This is a genomic window from Pseudocolwellia antarctica, assembly GCF_049933045.1.
GTDB lineage: Bacteria > Pseudomonadota > Gammaproteobacteria > Enterobacterales > Alteromonadaceae > Pseudocolwellia.
The window spans coordinates 638,212-658,634 of sequence record NZ_CP187926.1 but is presented as its reverse complement, the minus strand read 5'-3'; the positions used below and the strand labels follow the sequence as shown (position 1 = coordinate 658,634).

Here is a 20,423-nt window from a genome sequence, read left to right as displayed (position 1 = left end):
TCCTTTATCATTTTCTCTTAACGAAATAAAAAGGGTAATAACATCGCTGTTATTACCCTTACTTTAAAACACTGTTTAACTAAATAAAAAACTAAGTCATCAACACCTGACTTTTAACTACTTTTGTTTAAGCGTTATTTTCTGTTGATGATGCAAGTTTTACAGCTAACTTTTTAGCACCTGCGAAATCACTTTTACCGCTGCCAAGTTTAGGTAACTCATCAACTTGGTAAATATCAGAAGGCAACATAAGTGCGTTGACTTGTTGGCTAATGAGCATATCTTTTAGCGCTTTTAGATCTATAGCGATGTTAGATAACAGCACAATACGTTCACCTTTTTTAGCATCAGGCAAATTTACAGCTAAAATTTCTACGGCTTCATTTGTGTCAGGGTTCTCGTTATCTGAGTTAGCTTTACTTGAACCCGCTATATCTAAATTATTAAGATTTAAAGCGGTTAATGAAGTGCATACAGCATCTTCAACCGCCGTTAAACTCACCATTTCACCGCCTACTTTGGCAAAACGCGAATAACGATCAACAATTGATAAAAAACCATCGCAATCTAAATAACCTTTATCACCCGTTTTGTACCAACGGCGTCCATCAAGCTCAACAATCACTTCTTTCGTTTTAGCTTCATCTTTCAAATACCCTGACATTACTTGATTACCTGATATTAAAATTAATCCACTTTCACCAGCAGGTAAACTTTCTAAGCTAATAGGGTCAACAATACGAAATGCACAACCTGGTAATGGCATACCTACCGTACCGGGTTTATTACCCTGCTGAACACGCCAATCATTTTGATCAAGCTGATCAGGCATATTTACACTAGCAACAGGAGTCGTTTCAGTTGCGCCATAACCTTCATAAATATCTACATTAAACTTCGCTTTAAACTCACTACGAACCGTTTCAGGTAGTTTTTCAGCACCCGCAACAACGGTACGTAAGCTCTCTAACATTAAGGGCTGTACTTTTTTATTGCGCGTATAAAGTCTTAAAAATGTAGCTGTTGCACACAGTAAAGTTGCTTTATATTTTGAAACTGCTTTTGAGATATTTAATACATCTGTAGGGTCTGGATGACATACAACAGGTACGCCTTCAATAAGTGGTAAGAAGGTAGTTACGGTTAAGCCAAATGAATGAAATGGCGGTAACGAGCCCATAACAACTTCATCTTCACGTGTTCTTAGTACATCACTAATTTGTTTGATATTAGCTATGAAATTATGATGACTTAACATCACGCCTTTAGGAGTGCCCTCACTACCGCTTGAAAATAAAATAGCGGCATTGTCGTTCAGTGAAACTTTTTTACCGAATAAAAAATGAAATACAGTTACTGGCAATAAATAAGTCGCAAACAGTACAGAAACAAAGCGAACTTTAGATATTTGTGTTTTCAATTCTTCTAAATACACTACATTTACATTTTTCAGCATCGCTTCAACATCAATGTTTTTTGATGTTAGTTTTTGTACAAATTTCTTCGATGTAAAAACAGTTTTAATTTCTGCATTTTCAATACCTTTTTGTACTGAACTTACGCTCGTGGTGTAGTTTAAATTAACCGTTGTTTTACCTTTTAATAATACCGCCATATTGGTGATAACCGCAGCTGAACTAGCGGGTAGCATAAGACCGATATTCTGACTCTTATCCATAGCCGCTATTTTGCTCGCGAATAAAGTAGTAGCTACAACTAACTTACGATTTGAGAACACTTGACTGTTACTATCAATAACCGAAACATCGCTTTTATGTTTAAATGCCGTGCGTAACCAAGTTAGCGCTAAAGGATCAGCTTTTGACGTTTGTAGATCCCATGCGTCATACGACAATTCAAATACTTCATGCTTTAAAACATTCGCAGGTGTGTTCATCGGTAAAGGGTTACCAAAAGTTATTGATATGTTTCTGCGAAAACCATTACCTGTATTCTTTTGTAATTTTTTACTATTAGCTCGTGATAAACGACTGCCCCATAACCCATGTAAATAGAAAGGTACAATAACGCCATCAACATCATCAACCACACGCTCAAAGCCTGTTCTAAATACACCTAACGAACCTGTTCTGCTAATAGCGCCTTCTGGAAACAAGCAAACCACATCACCATTCTTTAAGGCTTGATTTACTGCATCTAATGAACCTTTACTGTTTCCTGAGCTGATTGGAATACAGCCAAAAAACTTCATTAATGGTTTTAAATACCATAGGTTATAAATACTACGTAGCATGACAAAGCGCACTTTTCGTGGGCAAACCATTTGTAATAAGATGCCATCAATCCAACTAATATGATTACCTAATAGTAGTAAACCTTTACTTTCAGGTAAGTTATCGAAACCTAATACATCAATTCTATATTTACGATTTAATACCAGCGCCGCTAAAATGGTGATTAAAGAATGAGGTAATTGATAAACTGTATATACCGCACCAGCAAGCGAAATCATCATCAGTAAATAGAAAATATTAACGCTACTAAGTCCCAAACTAACCAGCACAATGGTGCCAATTAAAAAGCTTAACATCGTCACGTTTTGTACTAAGTTATTACCCGCTAAAACAGTACCTAATTCATTTTCATTTGCGTGATATTGCATTAGGGAATTTAGTGGCACAATTAACAATCCACCTGCAACACCTAATCCCAAAAACATTGCAGCCATTGTGTAAGCTGAGGTTAATCCAGCAACACCACCTAAAAGCAATGCAAAGCCAATCGCGGCAATAGGGATAAGCCCTAATTCGATATGATTTTTAGAAATACGTGCTGCCCACAAAGAACCAATAACAATACCAATGCCTGTAGAGCCTAAAATGGCTTGAATGATAAGTGTATTTTCAATCGCTAAGGTTTCTTTTGCGAACGCAGGAAGCGTCGCTAGCATGACTTGTGAAACAGCCCAAAATAGTGATAAACCGACAATAGATAACCAAACCTCACGCTTTTCAAAAATAGTTTTAAAGTTCGCCTTAAGGTAGATACCTTTTAGGTAATCGTCTTTTACAAATACTTTATTATCGTCACGTTCTTTAGTGTTTTCTAACTGACGAGAGAACAACCATTCAACGATAGATAACGCAACAAATACCCAACCTAATACAACAACACTCTGCATAATGGTGGAGGTACTATCTAGCTCAGCATCTATTAATAAGTATTCGAAAAAGGCTGAAAAAACAAAAGTACTGGCAAGAATAGAAACAATAGTGATGGCCTGTACAAGCGCATTACCTTCCGCTAATTTTTTCACGCCAATCAGCTCTTTTAAATAACCATATTTAGCAGGTGAATAAATAGCAGATTGAATACCCATAACAAACGTTAAAGCAAAAGCCGCGATAAACCAGCCTTGCGAATAACATAGGGTAATTAATAACGTAGCGATAATTGCAAAAATCGCACTATTACGCATTATTTGTGGTTTAGGATATTTATCGGCAAGAAAGCCAGCAGGAGTAAACAGGAGAATAAAAGGTAATAAAATTAATCCATTAACTACAGCAGTTAGTATTATTTGTATGTCACCGTCGTACATTTTAAACACGGTGTTTTGAATAATAATTTTATGCCCTAAATCTACAAATGCGTTTATAAATACCATCGCTAAATAAGCGAAAAAGCCTTTATAACTAAATAATTGCTTCATTTTCTTCCCTAAAAGTTTGTAATAAGTAACGCTAGCATGCAGATGATTACTTTATTTTGCTACCACTACATTAATTGTCGCGTTATATTAGCTAAAGGGTATCGTTAAGTAATACCAAACACGAGTTTTATGTGATTATTATTAAAAACATCATGAAAGATTAACACGCGAATCGCTTATTAAAGAAGAAGTAAAACGGTTATGGCTCAAACAAGCGCACTACTTAAAGCACTAAAAAAAGAATTAAAAGCCAATGGCTTAACTTATGGTGATGTTGCAAAACATTTAGATTTAGCTCAAGCGAGTATTAAACGATTATTCTCAGAAGAAAATATTTCTTTAGCTCGCCTTGATCAAATATGCCAGATGATGAATTTAGAGATATCAGACTTGGTAAAAACCATGAGTGAACGGCAAGGACACTTACAACAATTAAGCGTTGAACAAGAGCAAGAAATTACCAAAGACATTAATTTATTGCTGATCACTATTTGCGTACTTAACAAATGGACAATGTCAGAGATAATGGATCATTACCAAATGCTTGAAACGGAATGTATTCAAAAACTAGCACTGTTAGATAAACTGAAAATTATCGACTTATTACCAGGTAATCGCATTAAGTTATTAGTAGATAGCAACTTTGGTTGGCGTGAAAATGGACCTATTCAACGGTTCTTTCAACAAACGATTGGTAATGAATATTTTAATAGCCAGTTTGAGCATAATGATGAAATATTATTAGTGCTAAACGGTATGTTATCAAACCAAAGTAATGGTGAATTTCAACGAAAAATTAAGCGCTTAGCGCGTGAATTCGAATTGTTAAACCAAGAAGATACTAACCTGAACCTTAAAGACCGACACGGTGTAACCGCTGTATTAGCTATTAGAGGTTGGCGTTATGGATTATTTGAGCATTTACGAAGTCAAGAAAAGTAAAAAAGACTCAATAATATGCACACAAGATAATTAACTTTTAAGTCTTTGAGCTTCATTATAAAAGAGTAAATATATGAAAATAAGTATCAAAGTATTTACGCGCTAGAAAGCTTAACAACACTAATCATGCTGAAGTTATCTTGTATATCAAAGCACATTTTAAAAAGGGTAATAACATTGCTGTTATTACCCTTTTACTTATTCAATAGGCTTGAAATCAGTTAGTGATTTTCAGACACCGTATTGAGAGATTACTCACTTTAGGACAAATAATGATGTTAACTACTACATTCTCATTTTGACCTATTTATTTAGTTTTTCATTATTTTGAAAAACATATACTTGTAACCAACGACCTTGCTTACTAACTTTGCACTGATAACCTAAGTCTGAACATAGATTAAAGTCAAGATCATGATCTCCATGTTTTAAATCAAAAATATAATAGCTAAACGCATATTCAGGTTTTCTTACTTTTGATATTACAAAAGTAACCATATTAGAATTGCCCTGTTGATTGATACCAACGTCAATGATGCCGAGAGAATATGCTAATTTTTCTAATTGAAATTGAGGCTCATTTTCAGCGGCTCTCCCCTCATTAGCTTCTGCCTCTGATATGTTGTTTTTCATATACAGATAAGCTTGATAATCTTCAGCACTAATGAGTGATTGCTGAGACTGGATTAAAAACTCACTAAATTGATTAAGTTCCGCTTCATGCTCTGTAATTAATGATGTGGCATCACTTTTAGCTTTAGAGATAAGTTCTTGCTTTTCTTCAGTATAATTATTACTACATGCACTTAAAAAAAGGCTAATACAAAAAACAAATAGTTTATTCATTAACAGCCTTAATAGATGACCATCGTGTATAAGGTTTGGGATATGTTGTTTTAATAATAAAACCATCTTTAGATAATATGTACAGAGGTATCGAAGTATTGCCAAAACTGTATCTGCCATACATATGACTTTGACTATTCCATTTTTTCATTCTTAATATTACTTCACTCGATCTCAACATAGTAGCAATAACCTTAGAAGTTAAGTATTTTTTGATTGCCAATTTTTGTAATAATCGAGCGATAATTTCCCATAGAGCCATCACTTGGATAACTCATAGGTGCTTGACCATTTAAAAGTGCTTGGCTATGTTTGGAAATAAAAAGTGTGTTTTAATGTCATCACTAAAAAATATATAAGCATCTATTTGATAGACATAACTAGCCACATCAGTCTGAAGTTGATCTACATTTACTCTTTGATATAAGGATAAGACAAGTTATTTCTTTGTAGTACGCTGTAAATTTCCCACTGCGCTAAGACGTTAGAAATAAATAGTATCCCTATAATAGACAGCAAGCGTTTTTTTTATTACTAAGGAATTTTATTTCTTTAATATACTTGTTTACTCTAAAGTATGAAATTATACCTTTTCTTGTACTTTACAAAAAAGGGTAAAAACATCACTGTTATTACCCTTTTACTTATTCAATATGCTAGAAATCGATTAGTGATTTTCAGACACCGTATTGAGAGCTTATTCACTTTAGGACAAATAATAATGTTAACTACTACATTCTCATTTTGACCTATTTATCTAGTTTTTCATTATTTTGAAAAACATATACTTGTAACCAACGACCTTGCTTACTAACTTTGCAATGTTTACCTAAATCTGAACAAAGGTTAAAATCCATACCATAATTACCATTGTCGCCATGCTTTAAATCAATAAGAAAGTAGCTAAATGCAAATTCAGGGTTTCTTACTTTAGATATTTCGAAAGTAACCAAGTTAGAATCTCCCCATTTATTGATGCTGGCGTAAATTATATCGAGAGAATATGCTAATTTTTCTAATTGAAATTGAGGCTCATTTTCAGCGGTTCTTCCCTCATTAGCTTCTGCTTCAGATATGTTATTTTTCATATACAGATAAGCTTGATAATCTTCAATACTAATGAATGATTGCTGAGATTGGATTAAAAACTCACTAAATTGATTAAGTTCCGCTTCATGCTCTGTAATTAATGATGTGGCATCACTTTTAGCTTTAGAGATAAGTTCTTGCTTTTCCTCAGCATAATCATTGCTACATGCACTTAAAAAAAGGCTAATACAAAAAATAAATAATTTATTCATTAACAGCCTCAATAGATGACCATCGTGTATAAGATTTGGCATATGTTGTTTTAATAATAAAACCATCTTTAGATAATATATACAGAGGTACCGAGATGTTGCCAATACTATATCTGCCGTACATATGACTTTGGCTATTCCAACGTTTCATTTTAAATATTACTTCGCTCAATCTCAACGTTGTTGCAATTACTTTCGAGGTTAAATACTTTTGATCTCCAACAGTTGTTATAAACGAGCGATGATTTCCCATAGAGCCATCGCCAGGATCACTCATAGGTGCTTGACCATTTAAAAATGCTTGTTCTGGATCTGGAAATAAAAAGTGTGTTTTAATTTCATCACTAAAAAATGTATGATCATCTATTTGATAAACATAACTAGCGACATCAGTTTGCTTATGACCTACATTTGCTCCTTGATGCAAAGATAAGGTAAGTTGTTTTTTTGCGGCACGTAGTAAATCTCTCACTGCGCCAAGACGTTCGAGATAAATAGTATCTTTGTAATAGATACCAATCGTTTTTGTTTTTTCTTCAGACATTTTATTCCTTTAATATGCTTGTTTACTCTAAAGTATAAAATTATACCTTGCTTTTACTTTACAAAAAAGGGTAATAACATTTCTGTTATTACCCTTTTATTTATTCAATATGTTCGAAATCAGTTAGTGATTTTCAGACACCATATTTACTGTGTATTTTGGAATTTCAACAACAAGGTCGATATCACCAACAATAGCCTGACAACCAAGGCGTGAATCTGGTTCTAAGCCCCATGCTCTATCAAGCATATCTTCTTCAAGCTCGTCGCTTTCTTCGATTGAGTCGAAACCTTCACGAATGATGATATGACAAGTTGTACACGCACATACTTTTTCACACGCGTGTTCAATTCCAATATCGTTTTTTAAAGCGACGTTAAGTACGCTTTCGCCTGGTTCAGCTTCTAATACTGCGCCTTCTGGGCATAGATCTTCGTTAGGTAAAAATATAATTTTTGGCATGTGACACTAAACCTCGTCTACTGAATGACCTGCTAATGCTGTTTTGATGGATGAATCCATACGTCTTTCAGCGAAAATAGCAGTGCTTTCGTTTAATTTTTCAATAGCTGATTCAATATCGTCAGCTACATCTGATTGTATAATTTTGTTTAAAGCAGTGATGGCTTCATTAATAACATTAGCTTCATCTTCGCTTAATAGATTACCATCTGCAGCAACTGCTGACTGAACTGATTCTATTACGCGAGCAGCTTCAACTTGTTGTTCTTTCACCATACGAGCTTCTATGTCTTGTTGAGCATTACTCATAGAGGCTTTTAGCATAGAAGCTATTTGATGCTCTTCTAGTCCAAATGAAGGCTTAACTTCGATGCTTGATTCTACACCTGTAGATTTTTCCATTGCTGATACTTGTAACAAGCCATCGGCATCAACTTTGAAGGTTACACGAATATGTGCAGCGCCTGCTGTCATTGCTGGAATACCACGTAGTTCAAAACGTGCTAACGATCTACAGTCTTCTACTAATTCACGCTCACCTTGTAAAACATGAACAGCCATTGCTGTTTGTCCATCTTTAAAGGTGGTAAATTCTTGTGCTTTTGCTACAGGAATTGTGGTGTTTCTTGGGATAACTTTTTCAACCAATCCGCCCATGGTTTCTAAACCAAGTGACAGTGGAATTACATCAAGTAACAGCATATCACTATCAGGTTTATTACCTGCAAGAATATCTGCTTGAATAGCTGCGCCTATAGCAACAACCTTATCAGGGTCGATTGACGTAAGTGGTGTTTTCTTGAAGTACTTTTCTACTTCTTCACGCACTAAAGGTACTCTTGTTGAACCACCAACCATAACAACTTCAAGTACTTCTTCTGTTGTTATTTCAGCATCTTTCAAAGTTCTTTTACAAGCACGAAGTGTTTTATTCACTAAGCTTGAGATTAAACCATTAAAAGTTTCTTTAGTTAAAGTGCCTTGCCATTGCTCACCGTTTTCTAACACTAGGTTGATATCGGTTGAATCACTTTGACTTAATTGTTCTTTAGCATTACATGCTTGTTGAGACAGCTGACGCTCTAATTTACGTGATAAAGGTCGGCTAAGCTGTGCTTGCTCAATAAGGTGGTCTACTAAAGTCACGTCGAAATCATCGCCGCCCAAAGCTGCATCACCACCCGTAGCTAATACTTCAAATACGCCTTTATTTAAACGTAATACTGAAATATCAAACGTACCGCCACCAAGGTCATATACTGCGATAACACCTTGTTGTTTGCCTTCATGCTTAGTATCTAAACCATAAGCAACCGCTGCTGCTGTAGGTTCGTTTAATAAGCGTAATACTTTTACGTCTGCTAATTTAGCAGCGTCTTTAGTACTTTGACGTTGTGCATCATCAAAATGAGCAGGTACTGTAATTACAACACCTTTAAGCTCTCCGCCTAATGCACTTTCAGCACGAGCTACTAATGTTTTAAGTATTTCGGCTGAGGCTTGAACTGGGTTGATTTGTCCAAGACGTGTTTTTATTTCTGGATGATTATCATCACCACAAAAGTCATAAGGTAATGACGGATATTTTGATTGAATGTCACTTAACGAACGGCCAATTAAACGCTTTGCAGAAACAATGGTATTTTCAGGATCGTTCACTGAAAATGCTTTTGCGCTATTACCTACTAATATACCGTCAGCTTGGTAGCTAACGATTGAAGGAAGAATATCAACACCTTGTTCGTCTTGTAAGGTTTCAGCCACACCACTTTTAACGCTGGCAACAAGTGAGTTGGTTGTACCCAAATCAATACCTGCTGCTAGGTTGTGTTCGTGTGGAACTGTACTTTGTCCTGGTTCTGCAATTTGTAATAAAGCCATAGGGGATCTTTTAATTAATCATCTAATAGAGTGTCTTCGAGACGATCTAACTCTATTTGAAGTTTTTGATAGAATTTAAGTTTGCGTAGATTGTCGCTCGCTAGCAAGTTGCTTTCATGGGTATTCTCGTTTATCTGAGCTTGCATGATATTAAATAGCTGTTGGTATTCTTCATCTAACGTTTGAGCTGCATTAAATATTGCGGCTTCGATATCATCTGATTCTTTTATCTCAGACAACATTTCACGTAATTCCATTTGATGCATTAAAAAAGCGGTATCTCCAAACGACGCTTGTTCGTTAGGCATTTCTGTACCGCGCAACGTTACAAGATAAGTTGCTCGAGTTAGTGGTTTTTTTAATGTTTGATATGCGTCGTTGATCATTGACGACTTTTGAACAGCAAGTAATTGCTCTTGAGAAGAAGCATGGGCAAAACGGTCTGGATGAACCGTTTTTTGCAAAGATTGATAAACTTCAGCTAAATTTGTTGTATCGAGATCAAATTGGTCGTTTAAACCAAATAATTGAAAATAATTCACTATAAATCCAGTTCTATATACAAAAAATTAAACGTTGAAGCTCTCACCACAACCACACTCGCCCTTTGCGTTAGGGTTTGTGAATTTGAAACCTTCGTTTAAGCCTTCTTTAATAAAGTCTAATTCGATACCATCAAGGTATACTAAACTTTTAGCATCAATGATTATGTTCACATCATTAATGCTAAAAAGTTCATCATCTTCATTAAGGTCGTCTACAAACTCAAGTACATATGCTAAACCAGAACAACCTGTAGTTTTTATACCTAAGCGCAAACCAAGGCCCTTGCCTCGGTTAACCATGAACGATTGTACTCGTTCAGTAGCTGCAGGAGTCATTGTAACACTCATACTAGTACCTCTTTAACTATGCTTTTTTAGTGCGGTAATCTGCAATCGCTGCTTTGATAGCATCTTCAGCTAAAATAGAACAGTGAATTTTTACTGGTGGTAATGCTAACTCTTCAGCAATCGCAGTGTTTTTAATTTCTGCAGCTTCGTCGATAGACTTACCTTTAACCCATTCTGTAACTAATGAGCTAGAAGCGATAGCTGAACCACAACCGTAAGTTTTGAATTTAGCATCTTCAATAATGCCATCAGCAGAGATTTTAAGTTGTAACTTCATTACGTCACCACATGCTGGTGCGCCAACCATACCCGTTGCTACACTTGGATCATTCTTATCCATAGAGCCAACGTTACGAGGATTTTCATAATGATCGATTACTTTTTCGCTATAAGCCATGATATTTCTCCTAAGTTGTTTAAGTGACTTATTATTAAGCGTTTAAGCCTGTGAAGATAAATAATAAGTCTGTAAACAATACTTGTTTATAGGTGCTAACTAGTGAGCAGCCCATTCGATTGAATCTAAATCAATACCATCTTGGAACATTTCCCAAAGTGGAGACATGTCACGTAAATGACCGATTGATTGTTGAATGATGTTAATTGCGTGATCAATTTCTTCTTCAGTTGTAAAACGACCGAAGCTGAAACGGATTGAGCTATGCGCCATCTCATCGTTCAAACCTAATGCACGTAGTACATATGAAGGCTCTAAACTTGCTGATGTACATGCTGAACCAGACGATACCGCTAAATCTTTAAGGGCCATAATTAATGATTCGCCTTCAACAAAGTTGAAACTCACATTTAAGTTGCCTGGGTAACGCTGTTCTTCATCACCATTAATGAAAACCTGTTCCATTGTGCTGATACCAGCCCAAAGACGATCTCTCATTTTAGTTACATGAACGCAATCTTGCTCTAATTCTTCTTTAGCGATTCTAAAAGCTTCACCCATACCAACGATTTGGTGAGTAGGAAGTGTACCTGAACGCATACCACGCTCATGTCCGCCACCGTGAGTTTGTGCTTCTAAACGTACACGAGGTTTACGACTTACATATAATGCGCCGATACCTTTAGGACCGTAAATTTTGTGTGCTGAAAATGACATAAGGTCAACTTTCAGATGTTCCATATCGATAGATATTTTACCCGCACTTTGTGCAGCATCTACGTGGAATATAATTTTTCTAGCACGACACATCTCACCAATTGCAGCGATGTCTTGTATTACACCAATTTCATTGTTTATGTGCATGATGCTTACAACGATAGTATCTTCACGAATCGCGTCGTTTAATTTTTTTAAGTCAATTAAACCATTCGATTCAGGATCTAAATAAGTAACTTCAAAACCTTGACGCTCTAATTCTCTACATGTATCTAAAACAGCTTTGTGTTCAGTTTTACATGTAATGATGTGCTTACCTTTTTTAGAATAAAAGTTAGCTGCGCCTTTAATAGCAAGGTTGTTAGATTCAGTAGCACCAGACGTAAATACAATTTCACGTGGATCGGCGTTAATTAAATCTGCAATTTGGTTACGAGCAACATCTACTGCTTCTTCTGCTTGCCAACCAAACTTGTGTGAACGAGATGCTGGATTACCGTAAAAACCATCGGTAGTCATATACTGCATCATTTTTTCAGCTACACGCTTGTCTACAGGTGTAGTTGCTGAATAATCAAAATAAATAGGAAGCTTCATGAGCTAACACTCTCCAACTTAATAGATCGGCAAATATTATTGCAAATCAGGTAAAATACTTTGGGTCGAAATTAAAATATTGTTCGAATTATTACTGTCACGTTTTTGCTTGTGAATATTGTCTTGGCGTTGAGAAATAGCTTTAACACTTCTTTGTTCAACTAATTCAGACAATGAAATATTTTGTAAAAATTCTTCTATACGAAAGCTTAAATCTTCCCACAATGAATGAGTTAAGCATTGATCACCGCCTTGGCAGTTATCTTGTCCTGAACACTTTGTTGCATTGATACTTTCATCAACGGCACAAATAACATCGGCTACAGCAATTTGCGCTGAACATCTACCTAAACGGTATCCGCCACCAGGACCGCGAACACTATTTACTAAACCATGTTTACGTAAACGTGAGAACAATTGTTCTAGATACGATAATGAGATGCCTTGACGTTCAGATATATCTGCTAATGATACAGGTCCAGTTACAGCATGAATGGCAACATCAAGCATTGCAGTAACCGCATAACGCCCTTTTGAAGTCAATTTCATTCTATTCTCCTGTAATTTTGCTGCGCATTTTACAATACCTTGTAAAATAGTCAACTTAATAACCAAGTAATCTAGTCAAGTATTTTACGCGAGATAAAATGAGAGTCAACATAAATACCTGACTAATTTACTCAGGTATTTATGTTTATGATATATAGGAGAATTTTACAAATAGAATGTTAAATTTGTGGATCAAAGGCTTTAACGACAGATTCTCTTCGTTTAGCTGCATTGAGCTCGTCTTCAACAAATTCACCAACGCGTAGCTCAGGTAAAGATCGCTGACAAACGTTACCACCCAGTTGATTAACTTCTTTACACAAGTCTTCCACTTTAGTGTCCATTAAATGAATATGATCGAGTAAACGACCAATAGCTTTTGCAACAGGATCTGGATTATCACCAGAAATAGCATAAGCGTCGAAGCCGAATTTTCTCGCAGCTTTTTCTCGTTCAGACTGTTCTGTTTCAGCTTTGTTAAGATTTACAATACGAGCAGGTATGCCAACAGCGGTAGCATTATCAGGTAAGCTTTTCACAACGACTGAGTTAGAACCTACTTTGCCGCCATTACCAATAGTAATAGGGCCTAAAACTTGAGCGCCAGCACCAATAACCACATTATTACCTAACGTAGGATGACGTTTGCCTGCATTCCAACTTGTGCCACCTAAGGTAACACCGTGATATAGAGTACAGTCGTCGCCAATCTCAGCGGTTTCACCAATCACAACACCCATGCCATGATCGATAAAGAAGCGTCTACCTAAGGTAGCGCCTGGATGAATTTCTACACCTGTTAACCAACGCGAAAAAGTTGAAAGCAAACGCGCCAACAATTTCCATTCAGCTTTCCATAGCTTATGACTTAGCCTGTGTATCCATATTGCATGCATACCAGGGTAATTTGTTAATACTTCAAATGAAGTACGTGCTGCTGGATCTCTATCAAAGACACTGTTGATATCTTCTTTGATGCGGCTGAACATAATTTATCCTTTACTTATCATTCTGTAATTAGGCTTTATTTTTTTGCTGCGCGCTCTACTGACGCTAACATGCCACGTAACATCTTAACTTCTTTATTGTCTGGTCTTGCACGGTTCAATAAACGCCTTAACTTAGTCATTACTAAACCAGGGTGACTCGGCACAATAAAACCAGTGGCTTTTAAAGCATCTTCAAAATGTTGATATAAACGCTCAGTTTCTTCTATTACTGGGTATTCTTCATCTTCAGCATTTTCAGCTTTTGCTACAGGTGCTTCAGCTTTCTCATATTTAGCATTTTCAGCAATTAAAAAGCTCGTGCGTACTTCATAACTTAATGTTTGAACCGCCATCGCTAAGTTTAACGAGCTGTATTCTGGGTTAGCTGGTATTTGTACATGGAAATGACAAAGTTGTAGTTCATCATTAGTTAAACCACTACTTTCACGACCAAAAACTAAAGCAACTGGAAAGTTATTTGCTTCTTCAATAAGCTTTGCACCACATCCTCTTGGCTCTAACATTGGCCAAGGTAAAGTACGTGAACGAGCACTTGTGCCAACAACTAAACCGCAATCGCTTATGGCTTCTTCTAATGTACTTACTACTTTAGCGCCCGCTAAAACATCAGTTGCACCAGCAGCTAATGCTTGCGCTTGACCATTTGGCATTTCAATAGGGTCTACCAATACTAGTTGGCTAAGACCCATTGTTTTCATTGCTCTTGCTGCAGAACCAATATTACGACAATCAGATGTGTTTACTAAGACAATGCGTACATTATCTAACAAAGAACTTGGCATTATTTATTACTCTCAATATTTAGGTAATTTAATTTTTACATTAGGGCTTGTTTAAACTTTTACAGAAAGTTATTGAAGAAACCTGAATGGAATTACCTATTAATACTCGATCTGCTTGATGATGCAGGATCCAGTGGATAGTTACGTATACAATTATGAAATAATGTTATCACAGAAGATCTCCCTTGTACTGACAAAAATCATCTTCTTTATTGCGTTTAGTACTTGTTTAGTCGAAGTTAGTTTATGAAAAAACAACTAGTAACAATAAAACGATAAAACTAAAAACATGATTTGTATCGTTTAATTAAAACTTATTCCTTATTAGGCTAAACTTATATTTTACTGTTGGGCTGTTTAAATTAATTTTGTCGCTATAGATTATTTATTTTGCTATACTTTGCGCCGCTTGATTTTCGCTCTGCGTTCAAGTTTCTCGTTCTTTTAAAATGCTGTTTATAAAATAAGGTAGTTGTTATGCATCCTATGCTTAATATCGCTATACGTGCTTCGCGTGTCGCTGGAAAAGTAATTGTTCGTGCGTTTGAGCAAGTTGATAAAATTGAAGTTCAATCAAAAGGCACAAATGATTTTGTAACTAACGTAGACATAAGCGCTGAAGAAGCGATTATTGAAACGATTCGTAAATCATACCCAGATCACACAATTATCTGTGAAGAAAGTGGTGTTTTGAAAGGTAAAGACGACGATTACCAATGGATCATCGACCCGCTTGATGGCACAACCAATTTTGTAAAAGGCATTCCTCACTTTGCAGTTTCGATTGCATTAAAAGTTAAAGGTAAGTTAGACCAAGCTGTAATTTATGATCCAATTCGTGGTGAACTATTTACTGCAAGCCGTGGTAAAGGCGCTCAATTAAATAACTTTAAATTGAGAGTTAAACCTCTTAAAGAATTAAGCGGTACTGTTTTAGCTACTGGTTTCCCATTCAAATGTAAGCAACACACTGATGCTTATTTAAATATATTCAAATCTTTATTCACAAAAACTGCTGACATGCGTCGTAGTGGTTCTGCTGCATTAGACTTAGCTTATGTTGCTGCAGGTCGTGTAGACGGTTTCTTCGAAATAGGTTTAAAACCTTGGGATACTGCTGCAGGTGAATTATTAGTGATTGAAGCTGGCGGACTAGTAACAGATTTTACTGGTGGTCATAATCACACTGCGTCTGGCAACATTGTTGCTGCAGGCCCAAGATTAGCTAAAGAAATTCTAAAAGATATTCGTCCTCACTTAGGTGAAGCATTAAGTAAGTAACTTGCACGTGGAATAACGTATTGAGTTATTCCAAAACAAGACTCATTTCTGGACGAGAAATAGATATAAAAAAAGGCCAAAGAGGGAAACTTCTTTGGCCTTTTTTATTGGTTAGCTTTATTTATCTAGCTTGCTTTATTCAACATAGCTAACTGCATGTGTGCATTCTGTTCACGCTTAACATACTGATACCACTGTTCAGCTGTTTTACTGGTTTCTTTTAACTTCTGTGCATCTTCAAAAGCCATTAAAGATTCATCAAACTTTTTTAAATTAAAGTTAGACATACCAATCACTAAATGCATATTACCTAAACGATCAACTCCACCACGTTTAATGGCTTTCTTTGCTGATGTTATCGCTAGATCCCAATTTTCAAGATTAAGGTATGACTGAGCTAAGTAAGCGTCAAACTTACCCGTTTCAGCAATTTCTGCGGCTTTAACAAGTACAGGTATGGCTTTCTCGTCATTTTTAGCGGCAATGTAAGATTGCGCCAACATATCTAAATACTTTTCTTCAGCTGCCACGCTTCCATCTTCAATAGCTTTAGCTAATAGCTTAGCGGCTTTGTAAGGTACACCATGAAAACGATAAAGCTGTATGAGTGTAATAATGTCTTGTGAAGTTGTTACATAACCCGCTTGATAAGCGCTTTCCATAACGGCGAGCTGTTTCTCTTCTTCACCAACTTCACCATACATGCCACTGAGCTGTATCCAGTATTTTGGTTTATCGTGAAAACGTATCAAATCTTCTATAACTTTAACCACATTTTCAGGCTGCTTTAATTCGTAATAGTTTGCACGTTGTAAGATAAACCAGTTTTCTTTTGGTGTTTCATCTTTTGTTAAGGCAAGTTCTATCGCTTCATTTACATACTTAAGTGACGCTTTGTAGTCTTTATTTTGATAATTGATTTGAGCAAATAACATCTGCTGGGTACTGGTTAATGGTTTAGTATTAACTTTTTGCCATTGCTCTAAATAGTTTAGCGATTGATCATAGTTTTGTTGTTGCATTGATAATTGCGCTAACGAAAATAATGTCGATGTTCGTAACGAAAGAGGAATAGCTTTTTCAGCAACGACTCTTTCAAAGTTTTCTATCGCTAATGGTAAGTTGTCGCTACCGTAATACATGAAACCATAAAAATTCCAAAGCATTGCTTGCTCATAGCTATTCAAACTACTGATACGATCTTTTACTTCGTCTAATACCGCTAAGCCTTCTTGCTTATTACCTTCATCAGCTAACTTTTGTGCACGTGCTAATTGAGTGTAAACACGATTACGCATAGCTGGTACTTTCACTGTGTCATTGGTTGCCGCATTTTCTTGTGCTTGCGCTATTGTTCCACCAAGTTCGTTGGATATCACGCTTGAGGCACTAAAAAGTAAAGCTGCTGATAATAGTGGTAATGATAATTTTTTAATCATAACTCTCTCCTACTCTCCAATTTGGAACGATATTTTATTTTGTACACCTGCAACTTCCATTGCGACACCATCTACAACTCGTGGTTTGTACTTAAACTTAAGTGCAGCGTCCATAGCTGCTCGGTCGAATATACTTGCAGGTTCAGCGGCAATCACTACAGGGTCACGAACTGCACCTGTTTTAGTTACAATAAACTCTACAATTACGTAACCTTCTATACCTCTTGATTGCGCTCTGCGTGGATATATTGGAGCTACTTTCACAATAGGTAAGTAATCGCCATCGCCTGTATCTAAACTTAAACCACCTGCTAAAGACGCATCGGCTTGAATATCAGCAGCAAAGCTTGAGCTTACTGCATCAGCATTTGGATTAGCTTGTTGCATTTGTGGTTGCACCATAGGTGGTGGCGGTGTTTTTGGTTTAGCTGGCTTTTGTGGTTTTCGCTCTTTCTTAGTTACATCTTGCTCTTTCTTTAAGCGAATAAAATCAAGCACATTACCACGCGGAGCTTCAGTTAAAGCATTGTTTCCACCAGTAATAAGTGCCTGCATTCCCCACAATAAAGCAAAGGTAACAACAACAGCGAAAGTTAAGCCAAATAAATAACGACCACTTTTATTCATCATGGTTATGCCTCTTGCGCCGCAATTGAAACATCGTAAACACCCGCAGCACGAGCTGAATCCATGACTTTAATTAATACGTCGGTTGTGGCTTTTTTGTCTGCTTGAATAACCACAGTACCTTGCGGGTTTTCAGCTTTTAAACGTTCAATGTTTGCTTGAACTGCACGTACATCAACACGACGTTTGTTGATCCAAATTTCGCCTGTTTCGCTAATAGCGACTAAAATATTAGCACGCTCTTTTTTAACGGCTGTTGCGGCTTCAGGTCGATTAACTTCAATACCTGCTTCTTTAACAAATGAAGCGGTTACAATGAAGAATATTAATAGAATGAAAACAACATCTAACATAGGTGTCATATTAATTTCTTCTGCTTCTTCCTGTTCTTGCAATACTTGTGATAATTGAGAACGCATGTTTTTCTACCCTACTGTGAACTTTTATGTAAATCCCCTGCTCTTTCAATGTTATGAATAAGAGCAAGGTTGCAATTTATTATGTTTTTTCCTGGTGTAGCGACTTATTTAGCTTGTTAATAAAGCTTAATGAGCCAATGGCAAACTATCTTCAAGCTGTTGAGTTCTACGCTTTATTTTGCGCTGTAACCAGGTCACAACAAATACACCCGATAATGAACCTACCATGCCAGCCATTGTTGGAATGGTTGCTCTTGAAACACCCGATGCCATGGATCTTGCGTTACCGCTACCTGAAATCGCCATTACATCAAATACTTCAATCATGCCGGTTACTGTGCCTAATAAACCTAATAACGGACATAAAACAACTAAACTTTGAATAAGCGGTACATTTTGCTTTAGCATTTCAGTTGCTCTTGAAACGTTTGCTATTCTAATTTGCTCAGCACTCCAAGAGCGCTTGTCTGCTCTACTTTCCCAACGTTGAACCATGTCAGCTTTTACGAATTTATAACTACGTAAAAAGAAGTACATACGTTCAAATATTAAGAGCCACATCAAACAAATAACAAAGGCGATAACGGTGAGAACTTGCCCACCCGTATCAAGAAACTCACGAATGCTATTCATCATCTCGATGAATAAAATCATGATTTACGCTCCTTTACCTGTTTTTTCAGCTTCAAAACGCTCAGCTAAAATACCTGCACTTTGGTGCTGTAGAATGTTAATAATGCCGCGACTACGTGTATTTAAAATGGTAGAGATAAATACCATTGGAATAGCTACAACTAAGCCTAATACGGTAGTAACAAGAGCTTGTGAAATACCACCAGCCATCAGTTTAGGGTCACCTGTTCCGAATAAAGTAATCGCTTGGAAGGTGTTAATCATACCGACAACCGTACCAAGTAAACCGATAAGCGGGGCCACTACTGAAATAATTTTGATAAAGGTTAAGCGAGTAGTAAGAACCGGTACTTCTTTTAAGATACGTTCAGACAATTTAAGCTCTAAGGTTTCAGCATCAGCACTGTCGTTCTCGTCTTTTACTAACATCACTCGACCTAAAGGATTGTTTTTAGACGCTGTGGTGTTTTTAAGTTGGCTGTTAACTTTGCCACCAATAATGGTTAATGAGATAAAACGCTCAACACCAATTAATAAACCAATTAAACCTATCGCTAAAATCACATAACCTACAGAGCCACCTTGATCTATACGTTCTTGTAAGTTAGGCGCTTGAACTAGAAGACCTAAGATTGAACCGCCTGTTGGGTCTAATGCGAAAGGTACGACATTAGACGCACTTGACGTTAATTCTGCAGCGCTTGATAGGTATCGATCTGATGGTTGTCTAATTAATTCAGCAACACTGCCGGTTTCATCTACGTATTCTAAATATTTACCGTCAGACACTAAGTTAAAGCCACCAACACGCACTACGTCAGTTTTAACTTTTTCGCCGTTAACTTTTACAACTTCACGGCTAAACTTATGTACTTTGCCGCTTTCAGTCATTTCGCGTTGTAGTTCAAACCATAAACGTTCAATTTCTTCAATTGAGGCAAGTTTTGATGATGAACCCATGCTTTGCGCAAAGTCATCTAAAAACACACCACGGTCAGCAATTTGAGCTGAAACCACTGAAGTTTGAAATTTACTTCTGGTATCGCCAGCTACCTGTTGAAGTACACCAAATAACTCTTTTAATTCACCCATACGTTTAGTTAACGCGTCAGATTTATTGGCTAATTCGATTTCGTTATCTTGGAACGTCGCTTCTAACTCTGTACTTAGTTGTACTTCGTTATCACGTGTATTTTTAGCTTGCTTAAGTAAACGATCTTGTTCAGATTTTTTAGCATTAAACTCGGCTTCACGTGCTGTATTTTGTTCAGTTTGTGCAATGTTACCTTGCTCAAGTTGCTTTAATAAATCATCAAGAGATGAAGCATTTTGAGCAGTTGCACCCGTTGTTACACTTAGCGCTGTTGCAGCTAATACAACCAGTGAAAAAAATTGGCTTAATTTTTTCATTTTCATAATTCCTATTACCG

20 protein-coding genes are annotated in these 20,423 nt (G+C 36.5%); 2 read left to right on the top strand and 18 right to left on the bottom strand.

Annotated features, from left to right (window positions below):
* Positions 1-127: 127 nt before the first annotated feature.
* On the bottom strand, positions 128-3,673 hold the full coding sequence (locus ACPUVN_RS02915) for an acyl-[ACP]--phospholipid O-acyltransferase (RefSeq protein ID WP_426369930.1): 3,546 nt from the start codon (positions 3,671-3,673) through the stop codon (positions 128-130).
* Between the two features lie 201 nt (positions 3,674-3,874).
* Between ACPUVN_RS02915 and ACPUVN_RS02910 the strand changes: the two genes are divergently transcribed.
* Complete coding sequence (locus tag ACPUVN_RS02910) at positions 3,875-4,615, top strand: helix-turn-helix domain-containing protein (RefSeq protein ID WP_426369929.1); 741 nt, start codon at positions 3,875-3,877, stop codon at positions 4,613-4,615.
* A gap of 303 nt (positions 4,616-4,918) precedes the next feature.
* Here the strand turns inward: ACPUVN_RS02910 and ACPUVN_RS02905 are convergent, their stop codons facing one another.
* The 12 genes from ACPUVN_RS02905 to trmJ all read right to left on the bottom strand — a co-directional run bounded on the left by ACPUVN_RS02905 (position 4,919) and on the right by trmJ (position 14,582).
* Positions 4,919-5,461 carry a hypothetical protein gene (locus ACPUVN_RS02905; RefSeq protein WP_426369928.1) on the bottom strand — a complete coding sequence of 181 codons (543 nt, stop codon included), beginning with the start codon at positions 5,459-5,461 and terminating at the stop codon, positions 4,919-4,921.
* A 749-nt stretch (positions 5,462-6,210) separates the two neighbouring features.
* Positions 6,211-6,762, bottom strand: a complete 552-nt coding sequence (locus ACPUVN_RS02900; RefSeq protein ID WP_426369927.1) for a hypothetical protein — start codon at positions 6,760-6,762, stop codon at positions 6,211-6,213.
* Positions 6,755-7,306 (bottom strand): hypothetical protein, encoded by a 552-nt coding sequence (locus ACPUVN_RS02895; RefSeq protein WP_426369926.1) that lies wholly within the window; start codon positions 7,304-7,306, stop codon positions 6,755-6,757. Before ACPUVN_RS02895 ends, ACPUVN_RS02900 begins: the two co-directional genes overlap by 8 nt.
* Before the next feature lie 123 nt (positions 7,307-7,429).
* Positions 7,430-7,768 carry an ISC system 2Fe-2S type ferredoxin gene (gene fdx / locus ACPUVN_RS02890; protein WP_426358103.1) on the bottom strand — a complete coding sequence of 113 codons (339 nt, stop codon included), beginning with the start codon at positions 7,766-7,768 and terminating at the stop codon, positions 7,430-7,432.
* A gap of 6 nt (positions 7,769-7,774) precedes the next feature.
* On the bottom strand, positions 7,775-9,649 hold the full coding sequence (gene hscA / locus ACPUVN_RS02885; RefSeq protein ID WP_426358104.1) for a Fe-S protein assembly chaperone HscA: 1,875 nt from the start codon (positions 9,647-9,649) through the stop codon (positions 7,775-7,777).
* A gap of 14 nt (positions 9,650-9,663) precedes the next feature.
* Positions 9,664-10,191 (bottom strand): co-chaperone HscB, encoded by a 528-nt coding sequence (gene hscB, locus ACPUVN_RS02880; RefSeq protein ID WP_426369925.1) that lies wholly within the window; start codon positions 10,189-10,191, stop codon positions 9,664-9,666.
* A gap of 27 nt (positions 10,192-10,218) precedes the next feature.
* Positions 10,219-10,542 (bottom strand): iron-sulfur cluster assembly protein IscA, encoded by a 324-nt coding sequence (gene iscA, locus ACPUVN_RS02875; protein ID WP_426358106.1) that lies wholly within the window; start codon positions 10,540-10,542, stop codon positions 10,219-10,221.
* Between the two features lie 16 nt (positions 10,543-10,558).
* Entirely contained in the window at positions 10,559-10,939 is a 381-nt protein-coding gene (iscU, locus tag ACPUVN_RS02870; protein ID WP_426358107.1) for a Fe-S cluster assembly scaffold IscU, read from the bottom strand.
* A gap of 99 nt (positions 10,940-11,038) precedes the next feature.
* On the bottom strand, positions 11,039-12,253 hold the full coding sequence (locus ACPUVN_RS02865; protein WP_426358108.1) for an IscS subfamily cysteine desulfurase: 1,215 nt from the start codon (positions 12,251-12,253) through the stop codon (positions 11,039-11,041).
* 36 nt (positions 12,254-12,289) lie between these two features.
* Positions 12,290-12,802, bottom strand: a complete 513-nt coding sequence (gene iscR / locus ACPUVN_RS02860; protein WP_426358109.1) for a Fe-S cluster assembly transcriptional regulator IscR — start codon at positions 12,800-12,802, stop codon at positions 12,290-12,292.
* 179 nt (positions 12,803-12,981) lie between these two features.
* On the bottom strand, positions 12,982-13,791 hold the full coding sequence (cysE, locus tag ACPUVN_RS02855; RefSeq protein ID WP_426358110.1) for a serine O-acetyltransferase: 810 nt from the start codon (positions 13,789-13,791) through the stop codon (positions 12,982-12,984).
* A gap of 35 nt (positions 13,792-13,826) precedes the next feature.
* The gene (gene trmJ, locus ACPUVN_RS02850; protein WP_426360582.1) at positions 13,827-14,582 is read right to left on the bottom strand and encodes a tRNA (cytosine(32)/uridine(32)-2'-O)-methyltransferase TrmJ; all 756 of its coding nucleotides are present in this window, start codon (positions 14,580-14,582) and stop codon (positions 13,827-13,829) included.
* 489 nt (positions 14,583-15,071) lie between these two features.
* On the opposite strand from trmJ, the gene suhB reads away from it, so the two are divergent.
* The gene (gene suhB, locus ACPUVN_RS02845; RefSeq protein ID WP_426358111.1) at positions 15,072-15,875 is read left to right on the top strand and encodes an inositol-1-monophosphatase; all 804 of its coding nucleotides are present in this window, start codon (positions 15,072-15,074) and stop codon (positions 15,873-15,875) included.
* Positions 15,876-16,000: 125 nt separating this feature from the next.
* Here the strand turns inward: suhB and ACPUVN_RS02840 are convergent, their stop codons facing one another.
* From ACPUVN_RS02840 to ACPUVN_RS02820, 5 genes are all read right to left on the bottom strand, one after another.
* The gene (locus ACPUVN_RS02840; protein WP_426358112.1) at positions 16,001-17,314 is read right to left on the bottom strand and encodes a tetratricopeptide repeat protein; all 1,314 of its coding nucleotides are present in this window, start codon (positions 17,312-17,314) and stop codon (positions 16,001-16,003) included.
* A gap of 9 nt (positions 17,315-17,323) precedes the next feature.
* Positions 17,324-17,941, bottom strand: a complete 618-nt coding sequence (locus tag ACPUVN_RS02835) for an energy transducer TonB (protein ID WP_426360583.1) — start codon at positions 17,939-17,941, stop codon at positions 17,324-17,326.
* Between the two features lie 5 nt (positions 17,942-17,946).
* Positions 17,947-18,360, bottom strand: coding sequence for an ExbD/TolR family protein (locus tag ACPUVN_RS02830; RefSeq protein WP_426358113.1), 414 nt, complete (start codon positions 18,358-18,360; stop codon positions 17,947-17,949).
* 126 nt (positions 18,361-18,486) lie between these two features.
* Positions 18,487-19,014: a MotA/TolQ/ExbB proton channel family protein gene (locus ACPUVN_RS02825; RefSeq protein WP_426358114.1), complete on the bottom strand. Its 528-nt coding sequence runs from the start codon at positions 19,012-19,014 to the stop codon at positions 18,487-18,489.
* A 3-nt stretch (positions 19,015-19,017) separates the two neighbouring features.
* Complete coding sequence (locus ACPUVN_RS02820; protein WP_426369924.1) at positions 19,018-20,403, bottom strand: MotA/TolQ/ExbB proton channel family protein; 1,386 nt, start codon at positions 20,401-20,403, stop codon at positions 19,018-19,020.
* Positions 20,404-20,423 lie beyond the last annotated feature (20 nt).